Raw genomic sequence first — 19,290 nt, 5'->3', positions numbered from 1 at the left:
TTACGCGATCGCCGCAACTGCGGCGAGCGGCTTCGTCACGCGGTTATGGCCATAGCGGTCCTCGCCCGCCACCAGCACCGTCGAGTAGCGGTCGAGCGGCAGCACTTCGCCGAAGTGGTGGAACGACTCCTGGCCCGAATACACCTTCACGTGCGTCGGCACGAAGCGCGTCGCCCAGCCGAAACGCACCGAATCCTTGCTCGTGTTCGGATTCGAGCCATGCATGCAGCGCGACGTGAAGATGAAGAACTGGCCCGGCTTCACTTCCATGTGCACCGCGCGCGACTCGTCCGGCTTCCAGCTCGGATCGAGCTTCAGCTTCTCGTAGTCGTAGCCGTAGAAGCCTGATTTCTGGCCGTCGTCGAGCACGCGCTTGTTGAAGTTCTCCGGCTCGAACGGGATGTTGCGCTTCTCGTCGAAGAACCAGGTGCGGTGGCTGCCCGGCATCAGCTTCAGGCAGCCGTTCTCCTTCGTCGCCTCGCTCATCGCGATCCACGCGGTCAGCTCCCACGGCCGCCCTTCTTCCGCCGCCGTCGGCTCGAGCTTCTCGGTGCCTTCGAACTCCACGAAGCTCTCGGCCTGGTGCCAGTCGGTACCTTCGTCGCCCGGGTATTTCGGAAACCACTCGGTTCGCCAGCTCAGCACGTCCGGGCCGAGGATGCTCGAGATCCGATCGACGATCTTCGGATGACTAATGATCTGGTTCAGATCGGGCATGTCGAGATGACGGTCATAGTTGAGCCGGCTGTTCGGGAACGCCGCCTTCGTCGCATCGAGCAGGTCCATCCGCACTTCGTTCCAGACGCGGGTCATCTCCTCCGGTTCGTACAGCGTGAACGGGCCGGCGAAGCCGTTCTCGTAAAAAGATTTCTTTTCGGCTTCCGACATGTGAAAACGCTTTTGCATCTCAGTTCTCCTAAATATGGCGTAAAGAGCCATGTCTTGAAAAATCCGCTTGTCGCGGCCGCCGCTTTCGCGGCTCGTGAAACGCCCTCCGGAATCAGCCCGCGACCGGGGCCTCGGCGCCGCTGAGCTCGCGCAGTGCGTCGATTTCGCCGCTCAACGCCGCCACCGTCGAGCGCGTCTTGTCGAAAAACAGCCTCGGCGACGGCGCGACGCCCGTTTTCGCCTTGATCTGCTTCAGCACTTCGACGAGATTGAGCGAATTGCCGCCGATATCCAGAAAACGGGTATCGCCCGTCACCTTCTTGACGCCGATCACGCTCTCCAGAATCTGAATCAACATCGTTTCGGTCTTCATGGATTCACTTCCTCCTGGTTACTTTCATTGACGCGGTGTTGCAATATCGACAGAAGCGCTTTGCGATCCGTCTTTCCCGATGACAACTGCGGAAACTGCTCGAGAACCATGACGTGGCGAGGCACCATGTAGGCGGGAAGCTCCGCCGCGAGGCGCCGCCTGATTTCGTCGACCTTCGAATCGGCGTCGAGCGACGCGCCGCGCTCGAGCAGCACGCCCGCGGCAAGCAGCGTCTCGCCGTAGCGCGATTCGAGCAGCACGACCTCCGATCCATGCACGTGCGGCACGCCGTTGACGACCCGCTGGATTTCGCTCAGATGAATCCGGTAACCGCCGATCTTCACTTCGTTATCCTTGCGGCCCATGTAATACAGGCTGCCGTCGGCGAGATACGTGCAGACGTCGCCCGTTCGATAAAACGGCACGCCGTTCATGCGAACGAGCCGCGCCGCCGTCTCCTCGGGCAAGTTCCAATAGCCCTGCATGACCTGCGTGCCGCCGATCATCAGCTCGCCCGGCACACCCGGCGCCGTGATCCGCTCGCCGCGCTCGTCGGCGAGCAACGCCCTCACGTGCTCGAGCGGCTTGCCGATCGGATAGAGCGCGCGCCGCTCGGGCTCGACCTCTCGGATCACGTGCGCGACCGCCGCGCATGTGGCCTCGGTCGGACCGTACGCGTTGATCACCTGCACGCCCGCGTTTTTCTTCAGCCAGCGCTGGATCGTCTTCACGTCGGGCACGTCGGTGCCTGTAAGGATCGTCTTCAGGTGCGGCAGCGGCGCGGCTTCGAACGCGTCCGCCTGCGCGATCAGGCCGAGCATCATGCCCCACGCGGAGAAATGCGTGACGTCGTGCGCGCGGATCGCGTCGAACAGCAAGTCAGGCGCGTTCACGTCGTCGTGCACGTACAGCGACGCGCCCTGCGCGAGCGGAAACATCATGTCCATCAGATACACGTCGAAATGCAGCGGCGAAAAGCTCGCGCATCTCGATTGCGACGTGACGTCGTAGACGGCGCGCGTACCTTCGAAGAAATCCGCGATGCTGCGGTGGTTGATCAGCACGCCCTTCGGGCGGCCGGTCGAGCCGGAGGTGTAGATGCAATATGCGATCGCGGTTTCGTCGAACGGCGGCAGCGGCAACGGCTGCACGAGCGCGTCGAGCCGTGCCGAATCTGCGTCGGCGAGGAGCCGCTCGAGCTCGCTCAGCGGCAGGATCGGCGCGGCCGACGGCAACGCGTGCTCGAGCGCTTCGGTCAGATCTTCGTCGGCGATCACGAGCGCCGGCGCGACGTCGTGCAGGATGTATCGCAGGCGGTCCGTCGGCATGCGCGGATCGAGCGGCACGTGCACGCAGCCGGCCTTGAACACGCCGACGATCGCCGCGACGAGCAACGCGCGGCGGCTCGCGAGCATCACGACGCGATCTCCCGGGCGGCAGCCCAGATCCTGCAGGCGCATCGCGAAACGGGTGCTGAAGCTGTCGAGATCGGCGTAGCCGAGATCGCCGCGAGAATCGGACAACGCGCATTTATACGGCGTGGCGAACGCATGAGACTGGATTGCTTGAACGATGTGTCTGGCCATCTGAATGAATCCTCTTTGCGATGTCTCTTTACGGGCACCTTCGAGATTCAGGCGGCATTGCGCACCGGCTAACGGGCGAACGACCCTGCATGCGCGCTTGCGATGCACGTTCGTTCGCCGTCGACTACCGGCCCCTCGTCATTTGACTGCGTGCTGCTTTCTCTCAGACTGCTGGCTGCTTGTTCGAATCGTTCTGCCGCTGCACCGCCGATCCGCCGATGAAGCGGACGCGCCCGCACCCGGATGCAATGCTGGCGAGCGCACGTCGAACAGGCGGAATGCGCGTTGCTCGACGTCGGCTCGAATGCGTGTCGTTCGTCGCCGCATTCGTTGATTGATAGGCTAGATGAAATTCCCTGCGGAAATACTTAGATCACTTCCAGAATATGTCCGCACGATTTCAGCGCGATTCAAGAATAAGCTCCGAACCTGATATTTAAGCGTTTGTTGATGTATTTTTGGCTGCCTAAATAAATGGATGATTCAAAGCATGCCGCTGCGCGCGGTTGAATTCTTTAGCAAGAGCGGAAAAGCGCGGTTTCGCGTTGAATGCGATCGTAAAAGAGGAGGCAAGCGCGTGTCGCTGCAGGCCCGACGCATTCGCCGATTAGGCGCCCGGCACTTCCGCGCCGAGCGCGTTGCGATCCGATGCGTTTCATCTCGTCAGATGTCAGACAATCGACGAACGATGCGATGCGCGACGAGATCGCCGTATTGCGGCGATAGACTGCGTGAACCGGCTGCAGCACGTCGTGCGTCTGGCGCGTGAGCAGCTGCACGAGCCGCCCTTCATCGATCGCGATTCCGTGCGGTCATGAAATCGGACAGGCAAGCGATGCCCGCGCGTCTCGCCACTCGATTCGGCGTCTGCCGCCGAGCGCGCCGGATGAGCGCGGCGAGCGGGACTATCTCCATGCGCCAGGCGGAGCGCGCACGACGGCAAGTAGCCGCGTGGCGAGATATTTCGCGAGACGTTCGCGACCGCTTCGAAACGGCACTCGCATCGGCCGTGCGCGAAACGGTTCGTCCATCGACGATCGTTCGTTTAACTGACCGTTCCCGCCGCGAAAGCGAAGCGGCGCGCCGCAAGCGCAGCCATCATGCCTGAACTGCGTGCTCGAGCCGCAGCAACGCCTGATCCCACCGCCGGCCGATCGCGTCGAGCGCCGCCCGCGCGATATCGATCTGCGCGGGCTCGAAGCTCCACAGCCGCTCGCGCCCGAGCTTCGCGTCACGCACGAGCCCCGCGTCCGCCAGCACCTGCAGATGCTGCGTGACCGACTGGCGCGTGATGTCGGTGCCCGCGGTGATCCGCGCGATCGACAGCGCCGTGCCCGCGCAGAGCGCGGCGACGATGCGCAAGCGGGTCTCGTCGCCGAGCGCGGCGAACACCGTCGCGCAATCGCGCAACTGCGCGCGCTTGAGCGGCGCGCGCGGCGGCCGGCCGTCAGCGCGCGTCGACATGTACGGCGATGTTCTTCATCTGCTCGTCCCAGCCGCCGCCGTTCATCCGGAACGCATCCGCGCGGCGCTCGATGGGCAGCTTGTCGAAGCCCGATTCGATGATGGTGAGCAACGTGCCGGCTTCGACGTCGGCGAGCTCGAACGCGACGAGCGTCGGCGTCTCTTGCGAGTAGTCGAGCGCGGGATCGACCGCGGCCGGATGCCAGCGGTACGAGAAATGATGCTCCGGCTCGATCCGCTCGATCCGCATCTGCAACACTACATGCTCGTAACCGGGATACGTGATGCGGCCTTCGACGTGGCGTCCCGCCTCGAAGGTCTGCCCTGCGAGATCGACGCGAAACCACGCGCCGAACTCGTCGGCGTTCGTCAGCGCGCGCCACACGCGCGAGCGCGGCGCGCTCAGCACGATCCGCCTTTCGATACGATCGGTCGATGTGTTCATATGCAGCCTCCTGGCTGCACATTAGGCCGCGCACTCGTGAAATGCAAGGAAACGGCTGCCTGTCCGGAAATCGCATGCGCCGCCTCGCCGCGCCGGCGCGAATGTGTCGGCTGACGCGGCATGCGACGTCGGCGCAATCGAATTCAGCTCAGGAGCCCCGCCGCGACGTTGACCGACAGCCCGAGCACCGCCATGTTGAAATAGAACGACAGAATCGACTGCGCGAGCGCCGCGCGCCGGATCGATCGTCCGCGCAGCGATACGTCGGACGTCTGCGACGCGACCGCGATCGTGAACGAGAAATACAGGAAATCCCAATAATCGGGCTCGAGATCGCGATCGGGAAACGACAGCGCGCGCGCGTCCTTCGGCGACAGATAGTAGAGCCGCGCGTAGTGCAGCGTGAAGATCGTCGGAATCAGGAACCATGCGCCGAACATCGTCGCGCCCGTCACCGCGTAATGACCGAGGCCGTAGCGGAATCCGACGCTCTTCGCGCTGACGAGCTCGAGCACGATCGCGGCGATGCTCGCGACCGTTGCGAAACAGATGATGGTCAGCACGATCGTCGCGTTCTCGTCCTCGCGCATCGCGATCTCGCGCACCCTGTGATGTTGCGCGCGCACCATCCGCACCCACATCAGCACGAGATACAGCCAGATCGTGCAATCCCAGCCGATCAGCACACGCGCGAACGGCCGCAGCGGATACGGGAACAGCAGGCCGAACGCGACGCCGGCGGCGGCCGCGATCATCATGCGCGGACGATTGCGCAGCACTTGCGGATAAAGCGTCATGATTCCTCGTCGAGACGATCGAAAGTCGAGTGAAAGACCACGCCGCTGCTGCGGCGCGTCGCAGCGATTATCGTCATGTTGTCCCGCTGCGCCAAGGGCGGCTGTGTCCTAAGATGGGCGAATGGACACCGCTCCCCTGATCCGTCGCCATACCGCGAACCATGCCGGCCGCGATTTCGTCGTCGGCGATCTGCACGGCTGCGTCGAACCGCTGCGCGTGCTGCTGCACACCGTGCGCTTCGATCCGGCGCGCGACCGGCTGTTCTCCGTCGGCGATCTCGTCGACCGCGGCGCGCAGTCGGAAGCGGCGCTCGCGCTGCTCGAGCGCCCGTGGTTCCACTGTGTGCTCGGCAATCACGAGGACGTGCTGTGCTCGGTCGCGGACGGCAGGCTGCCGATGAGCGTCTGGAAGCGCATCGGCGGCGACTGGGCGTCCGACCTGCCCGTCGCGACGCTCGAATGCTATGCGCGACGGCTGCGCGAACTGCCGCTCGTGCGCGTCGTCGGCGAAGGCGGCGAGCGCTTCAACGTGCTGCACGCGGAATTCTTCGGCAGCGACGCCGACCTCGATCGCGGCGACTACGCGCCCGACGTGATCACACGCCTGCTGTGGGGCCGCGAGCTCGCGTACGGCCGCACCGACCCGGCCGCACGCCAGATCGGCATGTCGACCACGTATTGCGGCCACACGCCGATGCACGACGTCGTGCGAATCGGCGCGCAGACGTTCATCGACACCGGCGCGTTCGATCCGTCGGGCCGGCTCACGCTGCTCGACACGCGCAGCGGCGAAAGCTGGTCGCTGTCGGTCGCGGCCGCGCGCCAACAGGGCGCGGCGGACGTGCCGCTGCCTTGATGCGCGGGCCGCGGCGCCACCGTGGAGCCGCGACGGCGCAACGATGCTGCCTTGCGCCGGGCGTCCCGCCGCGCGCCGCCCGCATCGTCAGCCGATCTGACTCAGCTCGAACACCGCGTCGATCGCCGCGCCGTTCCAGTTGTACTCGAGATACGCGGCGTGGTGACAATCGCGCAGCAGCAGCGTCCTGAACGCCGCGAGACATTCGCCTCCCGGGTCCCGCACCGACGGATACGCGACGCCCGCGCCGCCCGCCTCGCGCACCGCACGGCCGAACGCCTGCCCGGCTGCATAGTCGGCGGGATCGAGAAGCGCCGGATCGCGCTCGCGCCACGCGCGCAGGTCGGCGACCTCGCCGTGCGCGGCCACCGTGTAGAGACGCATCTGCTGACGCATCGGCGGCTCCTTCGTCGCCGCGAGGAACAGCGACGCGTGATAGCGCGTCTCCGCAATCGCCGTGTTGCGCGTGTGCGCGCAATAAAACACGCCGTAGCTGCCGTCGGAGAAACGGCTGCCGTTCGGATTCAGGTGCGTGAACGCGGCCATGATCGGCCCGTAGCCCGGCCCGAAGCGCCGCTCGTCGGGCGGCACGAGACCGAGCACGCCCACCTCGGTACGCACGCGATCGTTGGTCAACGCCTCGAGCGCGTACAGCGCGTCGAAATCCTCGGCCGACGCGACGCGGTCGAACAGATTGATCGCGGGAAAGCGCGTGGGGATCACGCGGTAGGCGGGTGCCCAGTCGAGCGCCGCGACGGGCCAGTTCGTCTGCCGTTCGGGAAAGATCACGCCCATCCGCCTCGCGTCGCGTCGAGATATTGGCGCACCGCGACGAGATCGCTGACGTTCCCCGCGAGCATCCGGTCGAGCGCGCGCCTGCCGTTGAACGGCGCGGCGTCGTTCGGCCGCTTGACCCACGCGTCCGCCGCGGCGGGCTGCGGCAGCAGGATCTGCAGCGCCTTGTAGATGCCGAGCACGAGCGACAGGCGCTCGAGCGTATCGTGCGTGAGGCGCGCGGTTTGCGGCGACGCCTTCCATTTGAAGAACGTCGAGCGGCCGGGCGAGCCCAGCAGGACGATCTGCTCGTCGGTCGACAGCTCCCAGTCGCGCGCGATGTTGAAGAACGCGCGCAGGCCGGCCGCCGACATTTGCGCGACCGTCGCCTCCGGCGGATTCGGCAGCGGCTTCAAAGCAGGACGGGACATGGCAGTTAGTCTCAAAATGAATCTACTAACAATATTAGTCCATTTCGGGATCTTTACAAGGAAAATAATGGCTGATCCCAATAAGCTGCGGATTGGGTGAATTAGTGGGGTCGGAAATCATATGCGGCCTTCCGCGCCGCCGCCCTCGCCGGCTTGCGCGCCCGTGCGCGCGGCACTCGCAGCGAATCGCGCGTGGCCCATTCGACGCCGGCACGCGAGACGGCAACGCGCCTGGCGGTCGAGCGTCGGCCTCCGCTCGGGCGACGAAAAATGCGGATCTCACGCGCGCGAAATGTCCGGATGCGTTCGCGCGTGCGCGGGATGAGCTGAAGCTGCCGGAAGAGCAGCCGGCGAGAAACGGAATCGGGATGAAGGGAGGCCGATGCAGCGCGCTCGCGGATATGTTTCCCGGCGCGCCGTGGAGCGCGTGGAGCGCGCGTGGAGCGTAAAAAAATAGGCCGGAGCGCGCGCGAGTGCGAACGAAAAGCGCATGAAGAACGCACGCCGCGCGCCGCGATGCCGCACCGGACAAGCCGCCAGTGCGACGGCCCGCCCGCGAGCTCACCGGCTCACGCCGGCTCCGCGCTGTCGAGCTCGATCGGCGGCAGCGTTAGCGCCGCGCGCGCCTGCGTCGCCGCGACGATGCCGTCGACGCGCGCGAGATGATGGCGGTTGTCGTAGTCCCATGGATGGAAGCCCGGCCGGAGGAAACTCAGCCACTCGCGCGCGATCTTCGGAAACAGTCCACGACGCGGCCCGTACAGCAGGCCGACCACGCGCCAAAGGCCGCGCACGCTCTTGTCCGACGTGCGGTCCCAACGGATCAACTGCGAATGGATCAGGAACACGTTCGGCCAGAACGTCATCGTCGTCAGCAAATACACGCCGATGCGGATCAGGTATCGCTTCGGCCCTGGCTTCATCACCGCATTCCAGACGTCGAACGACACCGCCTTGTGCTCGGTTTCCTCGAGCGCGTGCCACTGCCACATCTGCTTGTAGCCTTCATGCGAGCCGGCCAGCGCGGACGGCTCGGTCAGCAGCCAGTTGGCCAGCATCGCCGTATAGTGCTCGGCCGCGACCGTGTGCGCGAGCTGCACCGAATGCGGCAGCACCTTCTTCATCCAGCCCGTCACTTTCCACACGCGCCTGTCGATCGTGCGCGCCGGCAACCGGTGCGCCTGCATCAGATCGTTGTACTCGACGTGCTCGCGCGTGTGCATCGCCTCCTGGCCGATGAAGCCGAGCACCTGTTTCTTCAGCACCGGATCGTCGATTCGGTCGCGGTAGTTGCGCACCGAATCCATGAAGAAACGCTCGCCCGCCGGAAACAGCAGCGACAGCGCATTGAAGAAGTGCGAGACTTGCGAGCCCTGCCCATGCCAATCCGTCGCGCGCTCGACCGGCAAATTGAAGCGCAGGTCGCGGCGCACGGGCATGACGAACACGGGGTCCGTCGACTTCGCGGGTTGATTCATCGATGTCTCCTGTCTGGGCGGCCGAGGACGGCGTCGATGCGAGCCATGCCCGGCATCCGGCCGGCGTCGCGCTCGTCGCGTTCGTCGGCGAACGCTCGCGCGGCCGACGGATCGACGTCGATCGCGCGCTTCCGGCTCCGCACGCCGGGGCCGCCGCATCGAGCGGCCCCGGCCTCGCGCGCCCGCCGTGCGGCCGCCGACCTTTACATTAATAACTGAAACAATATGGCGAGGAGCCGCGGATAGGCAAGGCGCGAGTTAGTGGCGGCCTTCCAAACGCCGGCCGCGCGAGAAGCGCCGTGCGGCCGGCCCGTGAGCCCCGTGCAGCGGGGGTTTCGGCGCGACGGCGCGGGCCGCCGCCCGGGCTTGCAAACGCGATCGCCGGGCGCATTTTTGCCGCATCGCGCGAAGCGGCGAACGCGGCGCGCCGCGAAATCCGGCCGAGTTCGCGCGGCTCCCCTACAATAGCGGTCATTTCGTTTCAATCAGGAGCATTTCATGACAGCCGTCACCACCGAATCCGGCCTCAAATACGAAGACTTGACCGAAGGCACGGGCGCACAAGCGCAAGCGGGCCAGACTGTGAGCGTCCATTACACCGGCTGGCTCACCGACGGCCAGAAGTTCGATTCGAGCAAGGACCGCAACGACCCGTTCGCGTTCGTGCTCGGCGGCGGCATGGTCATCAAGGGCTGGGACGAAGGCGTGCAGGGGATGAAGGTGGGCGGCGTGCGCCGCCTCACGATCCCGCCGCAGCTCGGCTACGGCGCGCGCGGCGCGGGCGGCGTGATTCCGCCGAACGCGACGCTCGTGTTCGAAGTCGAACTGCTCGACGTCTGACGCAGGCGCCGCCCGTCGCCCCCGTGTCGCCGACCGTCGCCGCATCATGGCCCGCTTCGCTTCGCCGACTCTCTCGCTGCGCCGCTACGGCGCCGTGCAGGAATCGGACGTGCACGACTTCCATCAGATCGTGCTCGGCGTCGACGGCGCGATGACGATGATGGTCGACGGCGTCGACGAGCGGATCGACCGCCGCTCCGCATGGCTGATTCCGGCCGGCTCGCGGCACGAATACGCGGGGCTCGCCGACAACAGCCAACTGGTGCTCGACCTGCCGCTCGGCTCGCTCGCCGTGCCCGAGCGGCTGTTCGAGCGCGCGAAGACGATCGCGATCGATCCGGGCCTCACGGCGCTCGTCGGCGAACTCGCGGCGCGCGTCGACGCGCTGTCGGCCCGGCGCCTCCATTGGCAGGCGGCCGCACGGCTATGCGGCGCGCTCGTCGGCGAATTGGGCGGCGCTTCGTCGATGCAGCCCGCCGCCGGGCTCGACTTCGCGCGGATCGATCGCTGGCTGCGCGCGCATCTCGCCGAGCCGCTGCGCATCGCCGATCTCGCCGCACACTGCGGCTTCGGCATGCGCCGCTTCCATCAGCTCTTCTGCGACGCGTTCGGCGAGACGCCGCATCGCTATCTGCAGCGGTTGCGGCTCGACGCCGCCGTCGTATTGCTCGGTGATCCGAAGCGTTCGCTCGCCGACATCGCCGGCGAAATCGGATTCGCCGATCAGAGCGCGTTCACGCACGCATTCACGAAACGGTTCGGGCTCGCGCCCGGCCGGTGGCGCGGCGGCCGGCACTGAGCCTTCCGGCGCGAGCGTTCTTGCTCGTGCCGCATGCCGCGCGACGAGCGCGCGCGATGAGCAGGCTCCTGCTCGCGTCCAAGCGCTCGCCCATCTCGTCGTCGATCATTCGAGCGGCCAGCGAAGCGGCATTGCACCGCGAGGCACACCGCGCCTCCATCCGGCGTTCTCATCCGGCGATTGCGGAGCACCACGACAAAGCCGCGCGGCCCGTTCGCCCGCGACGCACATCGACCCCGGATGCGCGAACGCTCGGGCGCCACTCAAGGAACCCGGATGCGCGAACGCGCCCAGGCACCACTTCCGCGCCCTGCTACCGCGCACCGATCAGTCACCCGCTCGAATCGCCTCCTCGTAGACCTGCGCAACGCGCCGCGCGATCACCGCGTTGTCGAAATGCTCGCGCGCGTATCGCCGGCAAGCGTCCGCATCCGGCAGCACGAGCGAGCCCGACAGCGCGGCCGTCAACCCGTCCGCGATCGCGTGCGCGCCGATTTCGGGCAGCACGAGCGCATCCGACAAGCCGGCAACCGCCTCCGGCAGCCCGCCGACGGGCGTCACGAGCACCGGCGTGCCGGACGCGAGCGATTCGACGGTGATGAGCCCGAATCCTTCGAGCGCGACGGTCGGCACGACACTCACCGTCGCCGCGCGATACAGCGCGGCCAGATGGTTGTCGGGCACGAAGCCGAGCAGCTTCACGTTGTCGCCGAGTTCGGCGTCGTCGATCCGCTTCTGCAATTCGCTTTCGAGCCGCCCCTTGCCCGCGATCAGCAGCAGCACGTCCGGATGCCGACGGCGCACGATCTTCACCGCGTCGATCAGATCCTCGAGCCCCATGCGCCGCACGAGCCGCCGCACCGCGAGCACGATCGGCCGGTCCTGCGGCAGTTGCAGCTTGCGGCGCGCGTCGGCGGGCATCATCGGCAGATCGAACTGCGCGGTGTCGACGCAGCCCGGCACGACGCGCACGCGGGCCGGATCGATGTTGTAGCGCGACGTGAGAATCTGCCCGAACGCGCGCGACAGCACGATGAACCGCGACGAGCGCGAGTAGACCGCCTGCTCGAGCCGGTGCTTGACCTTCTGCCCAAGCGAATCCGCGCCCTCGACGTGGCTCTCGTCCGCCCACGGCCCCTGAAAATGCGACACCTGCGGAATGCCGCGCGTCACGTCGAGCCCGGGAAACGTGTACAGCGCGAAGTGCGACGACACCACGTCGGGCCGCTCGGCGCGGATCACGTCGCGCAGCGCGTGGCGCGCGGCGATCATCCGGCGCGGCAGCGACGACGTCGCCGGCCCGAAGCCGCGAATCGCGCCGCCCGTGTCGGCCGCGACGCGCTCGGAGCCCGCGACCACGCCGCGCACCGCGACGCCCGCGCCCGGCAGCGCGCCGACGAGTGCGTAATACATGCGATCGAGCCCGCCCGCCCGCTCGGGAAACCAGTGCATGCCGATTTGCAGCGACTTGATCGACGTTCCTGTGTGATTCATTACGATGGCTCCTGCGTCACGGCATGCTCGGCGCCGACGAGCGACGGCGACTGCGACGACTGGCGCAGCCGGCGATACAGCGCAATGTATTGCGCGCCCATGCGCGCCCAACCGAATCCGTCCATCAGCTTGCGTGCCGCATCGCCCATCGCGCGACACGCGTCGCGCGAGCGCGCGAGACGGCCGATCGCCTGCGCGAGCGCGGCCGGATCGTCGGGGTCCTCGAGCACGATCCCGCAATCCGGCGTGATGATCTCCGCCCCGCCCGCGGTGCGCGCGGTCACGACGGGCAGCCCCGCCGCCATCGCCTCGAGCAGCGACAGGCTCATCGCTTCGTAGCGCGAAGGAAACACATACGCGTCGACCGACGACATCAGCGTCGGCATGTTCTTCACGAGCCCGAGAAAGTGCACGCGCGAATCGATCTTCAGCGCACGCGCCTCGTCCGGATACGGACTTCCCGGCAAAGATCCCGCGACCGCCAAGTGCACGTCGGGCGGCAACTGCGTCAGCGCCTTCAGCACGGTGCCGAGGTTCTTGCGCGGCGTGCGCAGATCGCCGACGAACAGCAGCATGAACGGTTCGGACGGCAAACCGAATGCGCGGCGATCGGGCGTCGCGCTCGCAAACGCCTGCGCGTCGACGCCGTTGTAGATCACGCCGATCCGGTCGCCGTCGATGCCGATCCGGCGGATCTCGTCGGCCACCTTCTGCGACACGGCCGTGATCGCGCGCGAGCGGCGATACGCCCAGCGTTCGAGCAGCGTGTTGGTTCGCGTATAGACGTACTGATACGCGGACCACACTCCCTTCGTGAGGCCGAACGGGTAATAACGGCTCGCGAACCAGCCGCCGTGGACGAAATGCGCGGTGTTCACGTCGGCGCGCACCCAAGCGATGAAGCCGTTGACGTGAAGCACGTCGTACGCATCGCGATGGCGGCGCAGCCACCATGCGCTCTTGATCGCGAACACCTGCTGCTTGACGAGGGTCGACGGCCAGAAGCGGCCGGATTTCACCGGAATCCAGCGCACGCGCGCATCGGCGAGCAGCTCCGGCGCGACGTGCGACGCGACGAGCGTCACTTGATAGTTCTCCGCGAGCGCGGCTCGCGCGATCTCGTAATTGACGCGTCCCTGGCCGTCGTTATGCCGCACGACGTGCGTGACGATAGCGATTCTCATTGTTCGGCTCCCGGAAAACGCGCGGCGCTCGCGCGCTGTAGCTTTTGCCAGTGCGCCGCGGACAAGATCGAAAATATGCTCATGAACAGCAACAGCCCTCCTGTGCCGATGAACGAATTGGTAAAGACGAGCATCGCGAAGACAGACAAACTGAGACTCAGGCACGCGGCGACGAACTTGTCGCTGCGCAGCCTGAACGACACGCGCAGCGCACGAGCGAGCAGCCAAACGAGCCCGAGCAGGTAGAGCAGCGTGCCGGGCCAGCCGAGCACGAACGGCACGTTCATCACGCCGCTGTCGAAGCTGCCGTACTTGCCGAGGTTGCCGCTGTCGCTCGACAGTTTCGTCGACGCGCCGGTCGCGCCGAGCCCTTCGCCCGCGACGTCGGTAAACGCGGTCTGCGCGAACGTCGCGTAGAACTTGTTGCGATCGTCGTAGCTGCGATCGTCCTTCAGGTTCGTGATCGTCTGCAGACGCTGGCCGAGGCGGTCCGCGACGGGGCCGACGGTCAAAAGCGGCACGCACAGCGCGGCCAGCACGATCGCGCTGCCGATGATCCGCACGCGCACGCGATTGCTCGATTTCGCGAGCTGGATAGCGAGCGCGATCACCCAGCCGCCCCACGTCGAACGCACGAGGCACAGGCAGAACGAGATGAAGCCCGCCGCCCCCGCGAGCCAGCGCACGCGCTCGGTCGCGGCGATCATGAACACGAGCGCGCCCATCATCGCGAACGCGAACGGGCCCGACGAATTCATCGTGCTGAACACACGCACGCCGTACGGCACCGGATCGCCCTGCGAATTCATCTGCGAGCCGATCATCCACAGCGCATCCCATTTCGGCATCGCGAAGAACTGCACGATCCCGTAGATGCCCATCACGAACATCCCCCAGACGAACGTCGACAGGATCACCTTGCGGTACTCGGGGTAATCGCGCGAATGCACGACGATGTGAAAGCCGATCACCACCGGGTAGAGCCAGTTCGCGAGGTCGTAGGTCGCGGCGAGCGGGCCGCTCGACACGACGCCGACGAGGAACGCGTACATCAGGCCGAACAGGATCAGCAGCACCGGCAGTCCGCGCCGTTCCGCGAGCACCCGGTAGTGGCGCAGCAGGCCGAGCCCCGCGATCATCGTGACCGCGAGCGGCGCGATCTGGATCAGGCTCGTGGGCGTGTACGCGCCCTTCGACCAGTCGGCGAGACGCCGCACTTCCGGACTCAGGAACCACATCCACCACATGAAGCCGACGTAGCGCGCCGGGTTCACGAAATACAGCCACAAGCCGGTTGCCACCGCGAGGCACGGAAAACCGTACGTCAGAAGCGTGCCCTGATGCGCGGCGATCAGCAGCCCCGTGACGGTCCACAATCCCGCCTGCGCGACCCAATGCTTCGGATCGCCAAGCAGCTTTCGCCGGCTCGCGCCGCCGCCGGATGCGGGAACGGGCAGGGTCGTCACGCTCACCGTCGCGGCCCTCACCCGTTCGAGCGCGAACGCGAATCCGCGAACGACAGCGCCGCCGCGGCCGTCGCGTGCGCGCGCCGGCGCTTGAGCAGATCGCGCGTGATCCGAACGTGCTGCTCGGCGAACTGCTGCGTCGTCAGATCGCGCGCCTTCAGCCGGCGCGCAGCCGCCCGCGCGCGCGCGAGCGCCTGCTCGGGCCGCGCGGCGAGCGCATCGGCCGCGCGCCGCAATGCGCCAGCGTCGAACGGCTGCACGTATGTCGCCGTACCGTGCGGGAAATAGTCGCGTAGCCCGCCGACGTCGCTCACGATCATCGGTTTCCCGACGGCCGCCGCCTCGAGCATCACCGTAATGCCCGACGCATGATGATTGGGCCGCAGCGGCACGACGATCAGATCCGCCCAGTCATATAGTTCGCGCTGCTTGACGATGCCCGAAGCAGGCGCGATCTCGACGTTCGGCGCGTGCAGCGCGCGCGAAATCCGGCGGCGCGTGGCGAGCCGCACGTCATAGCGCGAATCGCCGCCGAACGCGGTGACGAACGTCTTCCAGTCGCGATCGCGATCATTGCCGATCGCGGCGATCCGCAACGGCCGATGCGGCGACCATGCGTCCGGCACGCGCACCGGAAAATCCTGCGTGTTCAGCCCGTAGTACACGTGCAGTGCATCGCGCCGCAGGTAGCGGCGGCACAGCTCGGCGTTGTTGCGCGCGAGCGTCGTCAGCACGTCCGCGCGGCCGATCAGCATCCGATACGCCCAACGGCGCACGCCGCCGTAGTCGGGCCATTTGTCGAACAGCCACACGCTTTGCGCGAGCAGCAGCGGCTTCGCGCCGCGCGCGCCGGACAGCTTCAGCACGAGCGCCACCGCAAGATGCTCCTGTTCGGTGTGCGTCCAGATCACGTCGGAACCCAGCAGCTCGGCGCGGTTGCGCCACGCATGCATCAGATCGAAGCCGAGCACGTACTTCAGCGCACGACGGCCGACGCTGATGAGCCTGTTCTCGCGCGCATCGCGCGAATACGTCAGTGCGAACTCTTCGGACTCCGCATGGTGATAGCCGTACAGGCAGCCGATGTCGTCGCCCTTGCGATAGGTGCGCGGATCGGCGCCGTAAAAGAGATGAACGTGAACCTTCGTGGCGATCATGCGGTAACTCCAGCCCGAAACAAGTGAATCCGAAACGTGTCGCTCATCGCGCGACGCCGGCGTGCGGCGCGGGCGTCACGCGCCGCGCGTCGTGCGCGCCTCGCCGCACGGCACGCCATCGCGCGCGCATGCTCGCGCCGTTCTTCGCCGCGACGGTCAGCGCGACGTGCGCGAGCCCCGGATACACGCGGGTGCCGACGAACGTCCACCACCACCACGCGATCATGCGCCGCGCGGGCGGCAAATGCTCGCGCAAGGTCAGATGCAGGTTGTATGCAGCGTTCGACAGCGCGGCCATCGATGCGGCGTCGCGGCGGTCGTCATCGAAGCGCTCGGCCGGATAGTGATCGACCGCGACAGCCGGGTCGTAGACGAGCTTCCAGCCCGCGCGCTTCACGCACATGCTGAACGACGTGTCGTTGTGCGTCTGCGCGCCCGCGCCGCGAAGGCGCGTGTCGAAACGCAGGCCCTCGATCGCCGCGCGGCGATAGCTCATGTTCGCGCCTTTCAGCGTATCGACTTCGCGCGCGCCGCCTACGCCGAGATGATGATTGCCGATGATCTTGCCCGACACGGTGAGCCGGCCGACGAGCGGACGTTCGCCGTCGAGCAGGCAGCCTTTTTCGTGCACCCAGTCGCGGCCGCCTACCGCGCCGACGCGCGGATCGGCGGCGAATATCGCGCCGATCCGTTCGAGCCAGTCGGCGCGCGGCGCGGCATCGTCGTCGGTGATCGCGATCACGTCGCCGCGCGCCGCGTCGAGCCCACGATTGAGCGCCGCCACCTGCCCCGGCACGTCGACCGCGACCACGCGCAGCGCAAGCGCGCCGCGCACGCCCGGATCGGCGAGCCGCTCGTGGGTCGCGTCGTCGTCGGCGCGCGCGACGACGATCACCTCGTCGGGCGCGACGCGCTGCCGCTGCAACGCGATCAGGCAGCGCGCGAGATCCGCCGGACGCCGGTAGGTCGGCACGAGTACGGAAATTTTCATCGTCACCTCGTCGATCGGAGAATGGCCCGCGTCACGCGCTCAGGTATTCGTGCACGGCGGCATAGCCTCGGCCGTAGCCGCGCGTGCGCGCCGGCACGCCGTTGAAGATCCCGCCTTGCAGCTGCACGCCCGCGGTACGCAGCCGCTTGATCGCGTCGCCGATCTCGCCCTCGGTGTGCATGCCGGAGCGCAGCACGAGGAACGTCGATCCGGCGAGCTCGCCGAAGATCGTCGCGTCGGTGACGGCGAGAATCGGCGGCGAATCGACGATCACCATGTCGTAGCGCTTCGCGAGGCCGTCGAGGTATTGCGACAGACGCGGCGACATCAGCAGCTCCGACGGGTTCGGCGGACGCGAGCCGGACGGGATGAACGACAGCCCCGGCACCGACGTTTCGCGAATCGACTCTTCGAGCGCGACCTGATCGCTCAGCAACTCCGACAAGCCGTTCTTCTCGCCCATGCCGAAGTAGCGGTCGAGCGTGCCGCGCCGCATGTCCGCATCGATCAGCAGCACGCGCTTGCCCGAATGCGCGACGAGCGCGGCGAGATTCACGGCGAGGAAGCTCTTGCCGATGCCGGGCGTCGGGCCCGTCAGCACGATCACGCGGTTCTTCGCGTCCATCAGCGCGAACTGCATCGCGGTGCGCAGGCTGCGCAGGCTTTCGACGCTCATGTCCTTCGGGCGCGCGCACGCGAGAATCGGCCGCACGCGGCTGCCCTTGTCGGCGGCGTCGAAGCGCGCCTGCTCGGCGCTCATCGGCACGAGGCCGTACAGCGGAAGATTGAACGCGCGCTCGACGCGATCCGGGTCCTCGATGCCATGGAACAGGTTGCGGCGCAGGAACACGACGCTCGTGCCGAGAATCAGGCCGAGCAGCGCCGCCGCCGACAGGATCAGCACCTTCTTCGGCTTGACCGGCACGCCCGGGCGCAGCGCCGCGTCGACGAGCCGGATGTTGCCGCCCGTGCCGGCCTTCTGCACCGACAGCTCCTGCACGCGGTTGAGCAGCAGCACGTAGATGTCTTCCGCAACCTTCGCGTTGCGCTGCAATGCAACCGCCTTCACCTCGGTCGCCGGCAGCCCGCGGAACTTGCCGTCGTACTTCGCACGCTCCCCTTCGAGCTGCGCGAGCTGCTGCTTTGCCGCGACGACGAGCGGATGCTCGTCCGTGTAGCGCTGCGCGAGCGCCGCGAGTTGCAGCCGCTGCGCGGCGATCTGCTGCTCGTACTGGACGCTGCCTTCAAGGTAGACCTTCGCTTCGTCGCTCGCGTTGATCGAGCCGGACGTGCGCTGATATTGGGTGAGCTCCGCCTCCGCACGCTCGAGGTCCGATTTCAGACGCGGCTCTTCGTTCTTCAGGAACTCGAGCATCTTCGTCGCTTCCGCCTGCTTGCTCGTCACGTGCTGATGCAGGTACGACTGCGCGAGCGCGTTCGCGATCTGCGCGGTTTGTTCGGGGTCCTTGCCTTCGAGCGAGATCTGGATCACGCCCGTCTGCTTGCCCTGCTCGGCCACCTGAATCGCCGACTGGAACGCGGTGATCGCATCGAGATCGTTCTGCCGGACCACCGTGAAGCGGGTGCCGGGACGCGCGACGAGCTTCGATACGTTGATGGTCACGCCGCCGCCCTGCTCGCTCTCGCCGACCTTGCCGCGCACGAGCAGATTGCCGTCCGGATCGGCCAGCGTGTAGCCGCCGTCCGCGCCGGCCGTCAGCGTCAGCTTCTTGCCCTCGAGCGCGGGCGACACGTCGATCGAATCGACGTTCGCGTCCTCGCCGCCCCACGCGTACGACGACAACCCGAGCCACGGCTTCGCCGGATGGTCTGGTGCCGCGAGCCGCGCGGCGATCGCGCCGAGAATCGGGAACGTGTCCGGCGTGACCGACGCGTTCAGCTTGAACTGCTCGACGACGGGCGCGACGACGCCGCGACTCTTGATGATCTCGATCTCCGCATCGGTCGGCGGCGTGGGCGGCCCGCTGTTGATCATCGCGCCTGTCTGCGTTTGCGTGAGGGCCTGAGACGTGTTGTCGCCCACCTCGACGCGCACCTGCGCATCGGCCGAATAAACCGGCTTCGCGACGTAGCAGTAGAGCCCGGCGAGCGCGATCACGACAAACGCGATGCCGAGAAGCAGCCAGATATCGTCGAGAATCACCTGGATCATCTGTCCCAGGACGACGTCTTCCTCGTCGGTCTTCACCGCGAGGTCGGCATAAGGATGTTTCGCTTGCGTATTCACCATGCATTCCCGCTTGAGG

Annotated in this window: 18 protein-coding genes and 1 pseudogene; 3 read left to right on the top strand and 16 right to left on the bottom strand. The window is 66.7% G+C overall.

The window, feature by feature from the left end; translation table 11 throughout:
• The 7 genes and pseudogenes from WT60_RS22895 to WT60_RS22860 all read right to left on the bottom strand — a co-directional run bounded on the left by WT60_RS22895 (window position 1) and on the right by WT60_RS22860 (window position 5,553).
• Entirely contained in the window at window positions 1-906 is a 906-nt protein-coding gene (locus WT60_RS22895) for a chlorinating enzyme (protein ID WP_059581219.1), read from the bottom strand.
• A 94-nt stretch (window positions 907-1,000) separates the two neighbouring features.
• The gene (locus WT60_RS22890; RefSeq protein WP_038748080.1) at window positions 1,001-1,261 is read right to left on the bottom strand and encodes an acyl carrier protein; all 261 of its coding nucleotides are present in this window, start codon (window positions 1,259-1,261) and stop codon (window positions 1,001-1,003) included.
• Window positions 1,258-2,847 carry an amino acid adenylation domain-containing protein gene (locus WT60_RS22885; protein WP_059581216.1) on the bottom strand — a complete coding sequence of 530 codons (1,590 nt, stop codon included), beginning with the start codon at window positions 2,845-2,847 and terminating at the stop codon, window positions 1,258-1,260. Before WT60_RS22885 ends, WT60_RS22890 begins: the two co-directional genes overlap by 4 nt.
• Window positions 2,848-3,518: 671 nt before the next feature.
• A pseudogene (locus WT60_RS22875) lies at window positions 3,519-3,717 on the bottom strand (hypothetical protein); the annotation flags it as partial.
• 228 nt (window positions 3,718-3,945) lie between these two features.
• Window positions 3,946-4,311, bottom strand: a complete 366-nt coding sequence (locus WT60_RS22870) for a metalloregulator ArsR/SmtB family transcription factor (RefSeq protein ID WP_059581213.1) — start codon at window positions 4,309-4,311, stop codon at window positions 3,946-3,948.
• Window positions 4,295-4,756, bottom strand: coding sequence for an SRPBCC family protein (locus WT60_RS22865; RefSeq protein ID WP_038748068.1), 462 nt, complete (start codon window positions 4,754-4,756; stop codon window positions 4,295-4,297). Before WT60_RS22865 ends, WT60_RS22870 begins: the two co-directional genes overlap by 17 nt.
• Before the next feature lie 143 nt (window positions 4,757-4,899).
• On the bottom strand, window positions 4,900-5,553 hold the full coding sequence (locus WT60_RS22860) for a DUF1345 domain-containing protein (protein ID WP_038748065.1): 654 nt from the start codon (window positions 5,551-5,553) through the stop codon (window positions 4,900-4,902).
• Between the two features lie 121 nt (window positions 5,554-5,674).
• Between WT60_RS22860 and WT60_RS22855 the strand changes: the two genes are divergently transcribed.
• Entirely contained in the window at window positions 5,675-6,409 is a 735-nt protein-coding gene (locus WT60_RS22855) for a metallophosphoesterase (protein ID WP_038748062.1), read from the top strand.
• An 87-nt stretch (window positions 6,410-6,496) separates the two neighbouring features.
• Here the strand turns inward: WT60_RS22855 and WT60_RS22850 are convergent, their stop codons facing one another.
• The 3 genes from WT60_RS22850 to WT60_RS22840 all read right to left on the bottom strand — a co-directional run bounded on the left by WT60_RS22850 (window position 6,497) and on the right by WT60_RS22840 (window position 9,092).
• Window positions 6,497-7,204 carry an RES family NAD+ phosphorylase gene (locus WT60_RS22850; RefSeq protein WP_059671613.1) on the bottom strand — a complete coding sequence of 236 codons (708 nt, stop codon included), beginning with the start codon at window positions 7,202-7,204 and terminating at the stop codon, window positions 6,497-6,499.
• Window positions 7,195-7,614, bottom strand: coding sequence for an MbcA/ParS/Xre antitoxin family protein (locus WT60_RS22845; RefSeq protein ID WP_038748057.1), 420 nt, complete (start codon window positions 7,612-7,614; stop codon window positions 7,195-7,197). Before WT60_RS22845 ends, WT60_RS22850 begins: the two co-directional genes overlap by 10 nt.
• Before the next feature lie 569 nt (window positions 7,615-8,183).
• Complete coding sequence (locus WT60_RS22840) at window positions 8,184-9,092, bottom strand: metal-dependent hydrolase (protein ID WP_038748054.1); 909 nt, start codon at window positions 9,090-9,092, stop codon at window positions 8,184-8,186.
• A gap of 498 nt (window positions 9,093-9,590) precedes the next feature.
• Between WT60_RS22840 and WT60_RS22830 the strand changes: the two genes are divergently transcribed.
• Together WT60_RS22830 and WT60_RS22825 are read left to right on the top strand one after the other, a co-directional pair.
• Window positions 9,591-9,932, top strand: coding sequence for an FKBP-type peptidyl-prolyl cis-trans isomerase (locus tag WT60_RS22830; protein WP_038748049.1), 342 nt, complete (start codon window positions 9,591-9,593; stop codon window positions 9,930-9,932).
• Window positions 9,933-9,978: 46 nt separating this feature from the next.
• Window positions 9,979-10,731, top strand: a complete 753-nt coding sequence (locus WT60_RS22825) for an AraC family transcriptional regulator (RefSeq protein WP_038748047.1) — start codon at window positions 9,979-9,981, stop codon at window positions 10,729-10,731.
• A 327-nt stretch (window positions 10,732-11,058) separates the two neighbouring features.
• On the opposite strand, the gene WT60_RS22820 is transcribed toward WT60_RS22825, so the two are convergent.
• The 6 genes from WT60_RS22820 to WT60_RS22795 are packed head-to-tail and all read right to left on the bottom strand — an operon-like array spanning window position 11,059 to window position 19,274.
• The gene (locus WT60_RS22820; protein WP_038748044.1) at window positions 11,059-12,225 is read right to left on the bottom strand and encodes a glycosyltransferase family 4 protein; all 1,167 of its coding nucleotides are present in this window, start codon (window positions 12,223-12,225) and stop codon (window positions 11,059-11,061) included.
• Complete coding sequence (locus tag WT60_RS22815; protein ID WP_038748041.1) at window positions 12,225-13,409, bottom strand: glycosyltransferase family 4 protein; 1,185 nt, start codon at window positions 13,407-13,409, stop codon at window positions 12,225-12,227. Before WT60_RS22815 ends, WT60_RS22820 begins: the two co-directional genes overlap by 1 nt.
• Complete coding sequence (locus WT60_RS22810) at window positions 13,406-14,881, bottom strand: glucose-6-phosphate isomerase (RefSeq protein WP_038748138.1); 1,476 nt, start codon at window positions 14,879-14,881, stop codon at window positions 13,406-13,408. The genes WT60_RS22815 and WT60_RS22810 overlap by 4 nt, the downstream gene beginning before the upstream one ends.
• A gap of 11 nt (window positions 14,882-14,892) precedes the next feature.
• The gene (locus tag WT60_RS22805; RefSeq protein ID WP_038748038.1) at window positions 14,893-16,032 is read right to left on the bottom strand and encodes a glycosyltransferase; all 1,140 of its coding nucleotides are present in this window, start codon (window positions 16,030-16,032) and stop codon (window positions 14,893-14,895) included.
• A gap of 43 nt (window positions 16,033-16,075) precedes the next feature.
• The gene (locus WT60_RS22800; protein ID WP_060355676.1) at window positions 16,076-17,023 is read right to left on the bottom strand and encodes a glycosyltransferase family 2 protein; all 948 of its coding nucleotides are present in this window, start codon (window positions 17,021-17,023) and stop codon (window positions 16,076-16,078) included.
• A gap of 31 nt (window positions 17,024-17,054) precedes the next feature.
• Window positions 17,055-19,274 (bottom strand): polysaccharide biosynthesis tyrosine autokinase, encoded by a 2,220-nt coding sequence (locus WT60_RS22795; protein ID WP_059644599.1) that lies wholly within the window; start codon window positions 19,272-19,274, stop codon window positions 17,055-17,057.
• Between the last annotated feature and the right edge of the window lie 16 nt (window positions 19,275-19,290).

The sequence above is a fragment of the Burkholderia sp. MSMB617WGS genome (assembly GCF_001532025.2).
Taxonomy (GTDB): domain Bacteria; phylum Pseudomonadota; class Gammaproteobacteria; order Burkholderiales; family Burkholderiaceae; genus Burkholderia; species Burkholderia savannae.
The sequence above is the reverse complement of the archived record's forward strand: the minus strand, read 5'-3'. Positions and strand labels throughout refer to the sequence as shown.

Bases quoted from the DNA above. Each gene is read 5' to 3' on its own strand.
- WT60_RS22895 (WP_059581219.1), bottom strand. From the start codon at position 906: ATGCAAAAGCGTTTTCACATGTCGGAAGCCGAAAAGAAATCTTTTTAC.
- WT60_RS22890 (WP_038748080.1), bottom strand. From the start codon at position 1,261: ATGAAGACCGAAACGATGTTGATTCAGATTCTGGAGAGCGTGATCGGC.
- WT60_RS22885 (WP_059581216.1), bottom strand. From the start codon at position 2,847: ATGGCCAGACACATCGTTCAAGCAATCCAGTCTCATGCGTTCGCCACG.
- WT60_RS22870 (WP_059581213.1), bottom strand. From the start codon at position 4,311: ATGTCGACGCGCGCTGACGGCCGGCCGCCGCGCGCGCCGCTCAAGCGC.
- WT60_RS22865 (WP_038748068.1), bottom strand. From the start codon at position 4,756: ATGAACACATCGACCGATCGTATCGAAAGGCGGATCGTGCTGAGCGCG.
- WT60_RS22860 (WP_038748065.1), bottom strand. From the start codon at position 5,553: ATGACGCTTTATCCGCAAGTGCTGCGCAATCGTCCGCGCATGATGATC.
- WT60_RS22855 (WP_038748062.1), top strand. From the start codon at position 5,675: ATGGACACCGCTCCCCTGATCCGTCGCCATACCGCGAACCATGCCGGC.
- WT60_RS22850 (WP_059671613.1), bottom strand. From the start codon at position 7,204: ATGGGCGTGATCTTTCCCGAACGGCAGACGAACTGGCCCGTCGCGGCG.
- WT60_RS22845 (WP_038748057.1), bottom strand. From the start codon at position 7,614: ATGTCCCGTCCTGCTTTGAAGCCGCTGCCGAATCCGCCGGAGGCGACG.
- WT60_RS22840 (WP_038748054.1), bottom strand. From the start codon at position 9,092: ATGAATCAACCCGCGAAGTCGACGGACCCCGTGTTCGTCATGCCCGTG.
- WT60_RS22830 (WP_038748049.1), top strand. From the start codon at position 9,591: ATGACAGCCGTCACCACCGAATCCGGCCTCAAATACGAAGACTTGACC.
- WT60_RS22825 (WP_038748047.1), top strand. From the start codon at position 9,979: ATGGCCCGCTTCGCTTCGCCGACTCTCTCGCTGCGCCGCTACGGCGCC.
- WT60_RS22820 (WP_038748044.1), bottom strand. From the start codon at position 12,225: ATGAATCACACAGGAACGTCGATCAAGTCGCTGCAAATCGGCATGCAC.
- WT60_RS22815 (WP_038748041.1), bottom strand. From the start codon at position 13,409: ATGAGAATCGCTATCGTCACGCACGTCGTGCGGCATAACGACGGCCAG.
- WT60_RS22805 (WP_038748038.1), bottom strand. From the start codon at position 16,032: ATGATCGCCACGAAGGTTCACGTTCATCTCTTTTACGGCGCCGATCCG.
- WT60_RS22800 (WP_060355676.1), bottom strand. From the start codon at position 17,023: ATGAAAATTTCCGTACTCGTGCCGACCTACCGGCGTCCGGCGGATCTC.
- WT60_RS22795 (WP_059644599.1), bottom strand. From the start codon at position 19,274: ATGGTGAATACGCAAGCGAAACATCCTTATGCCGACCTCGCGGTGAAG.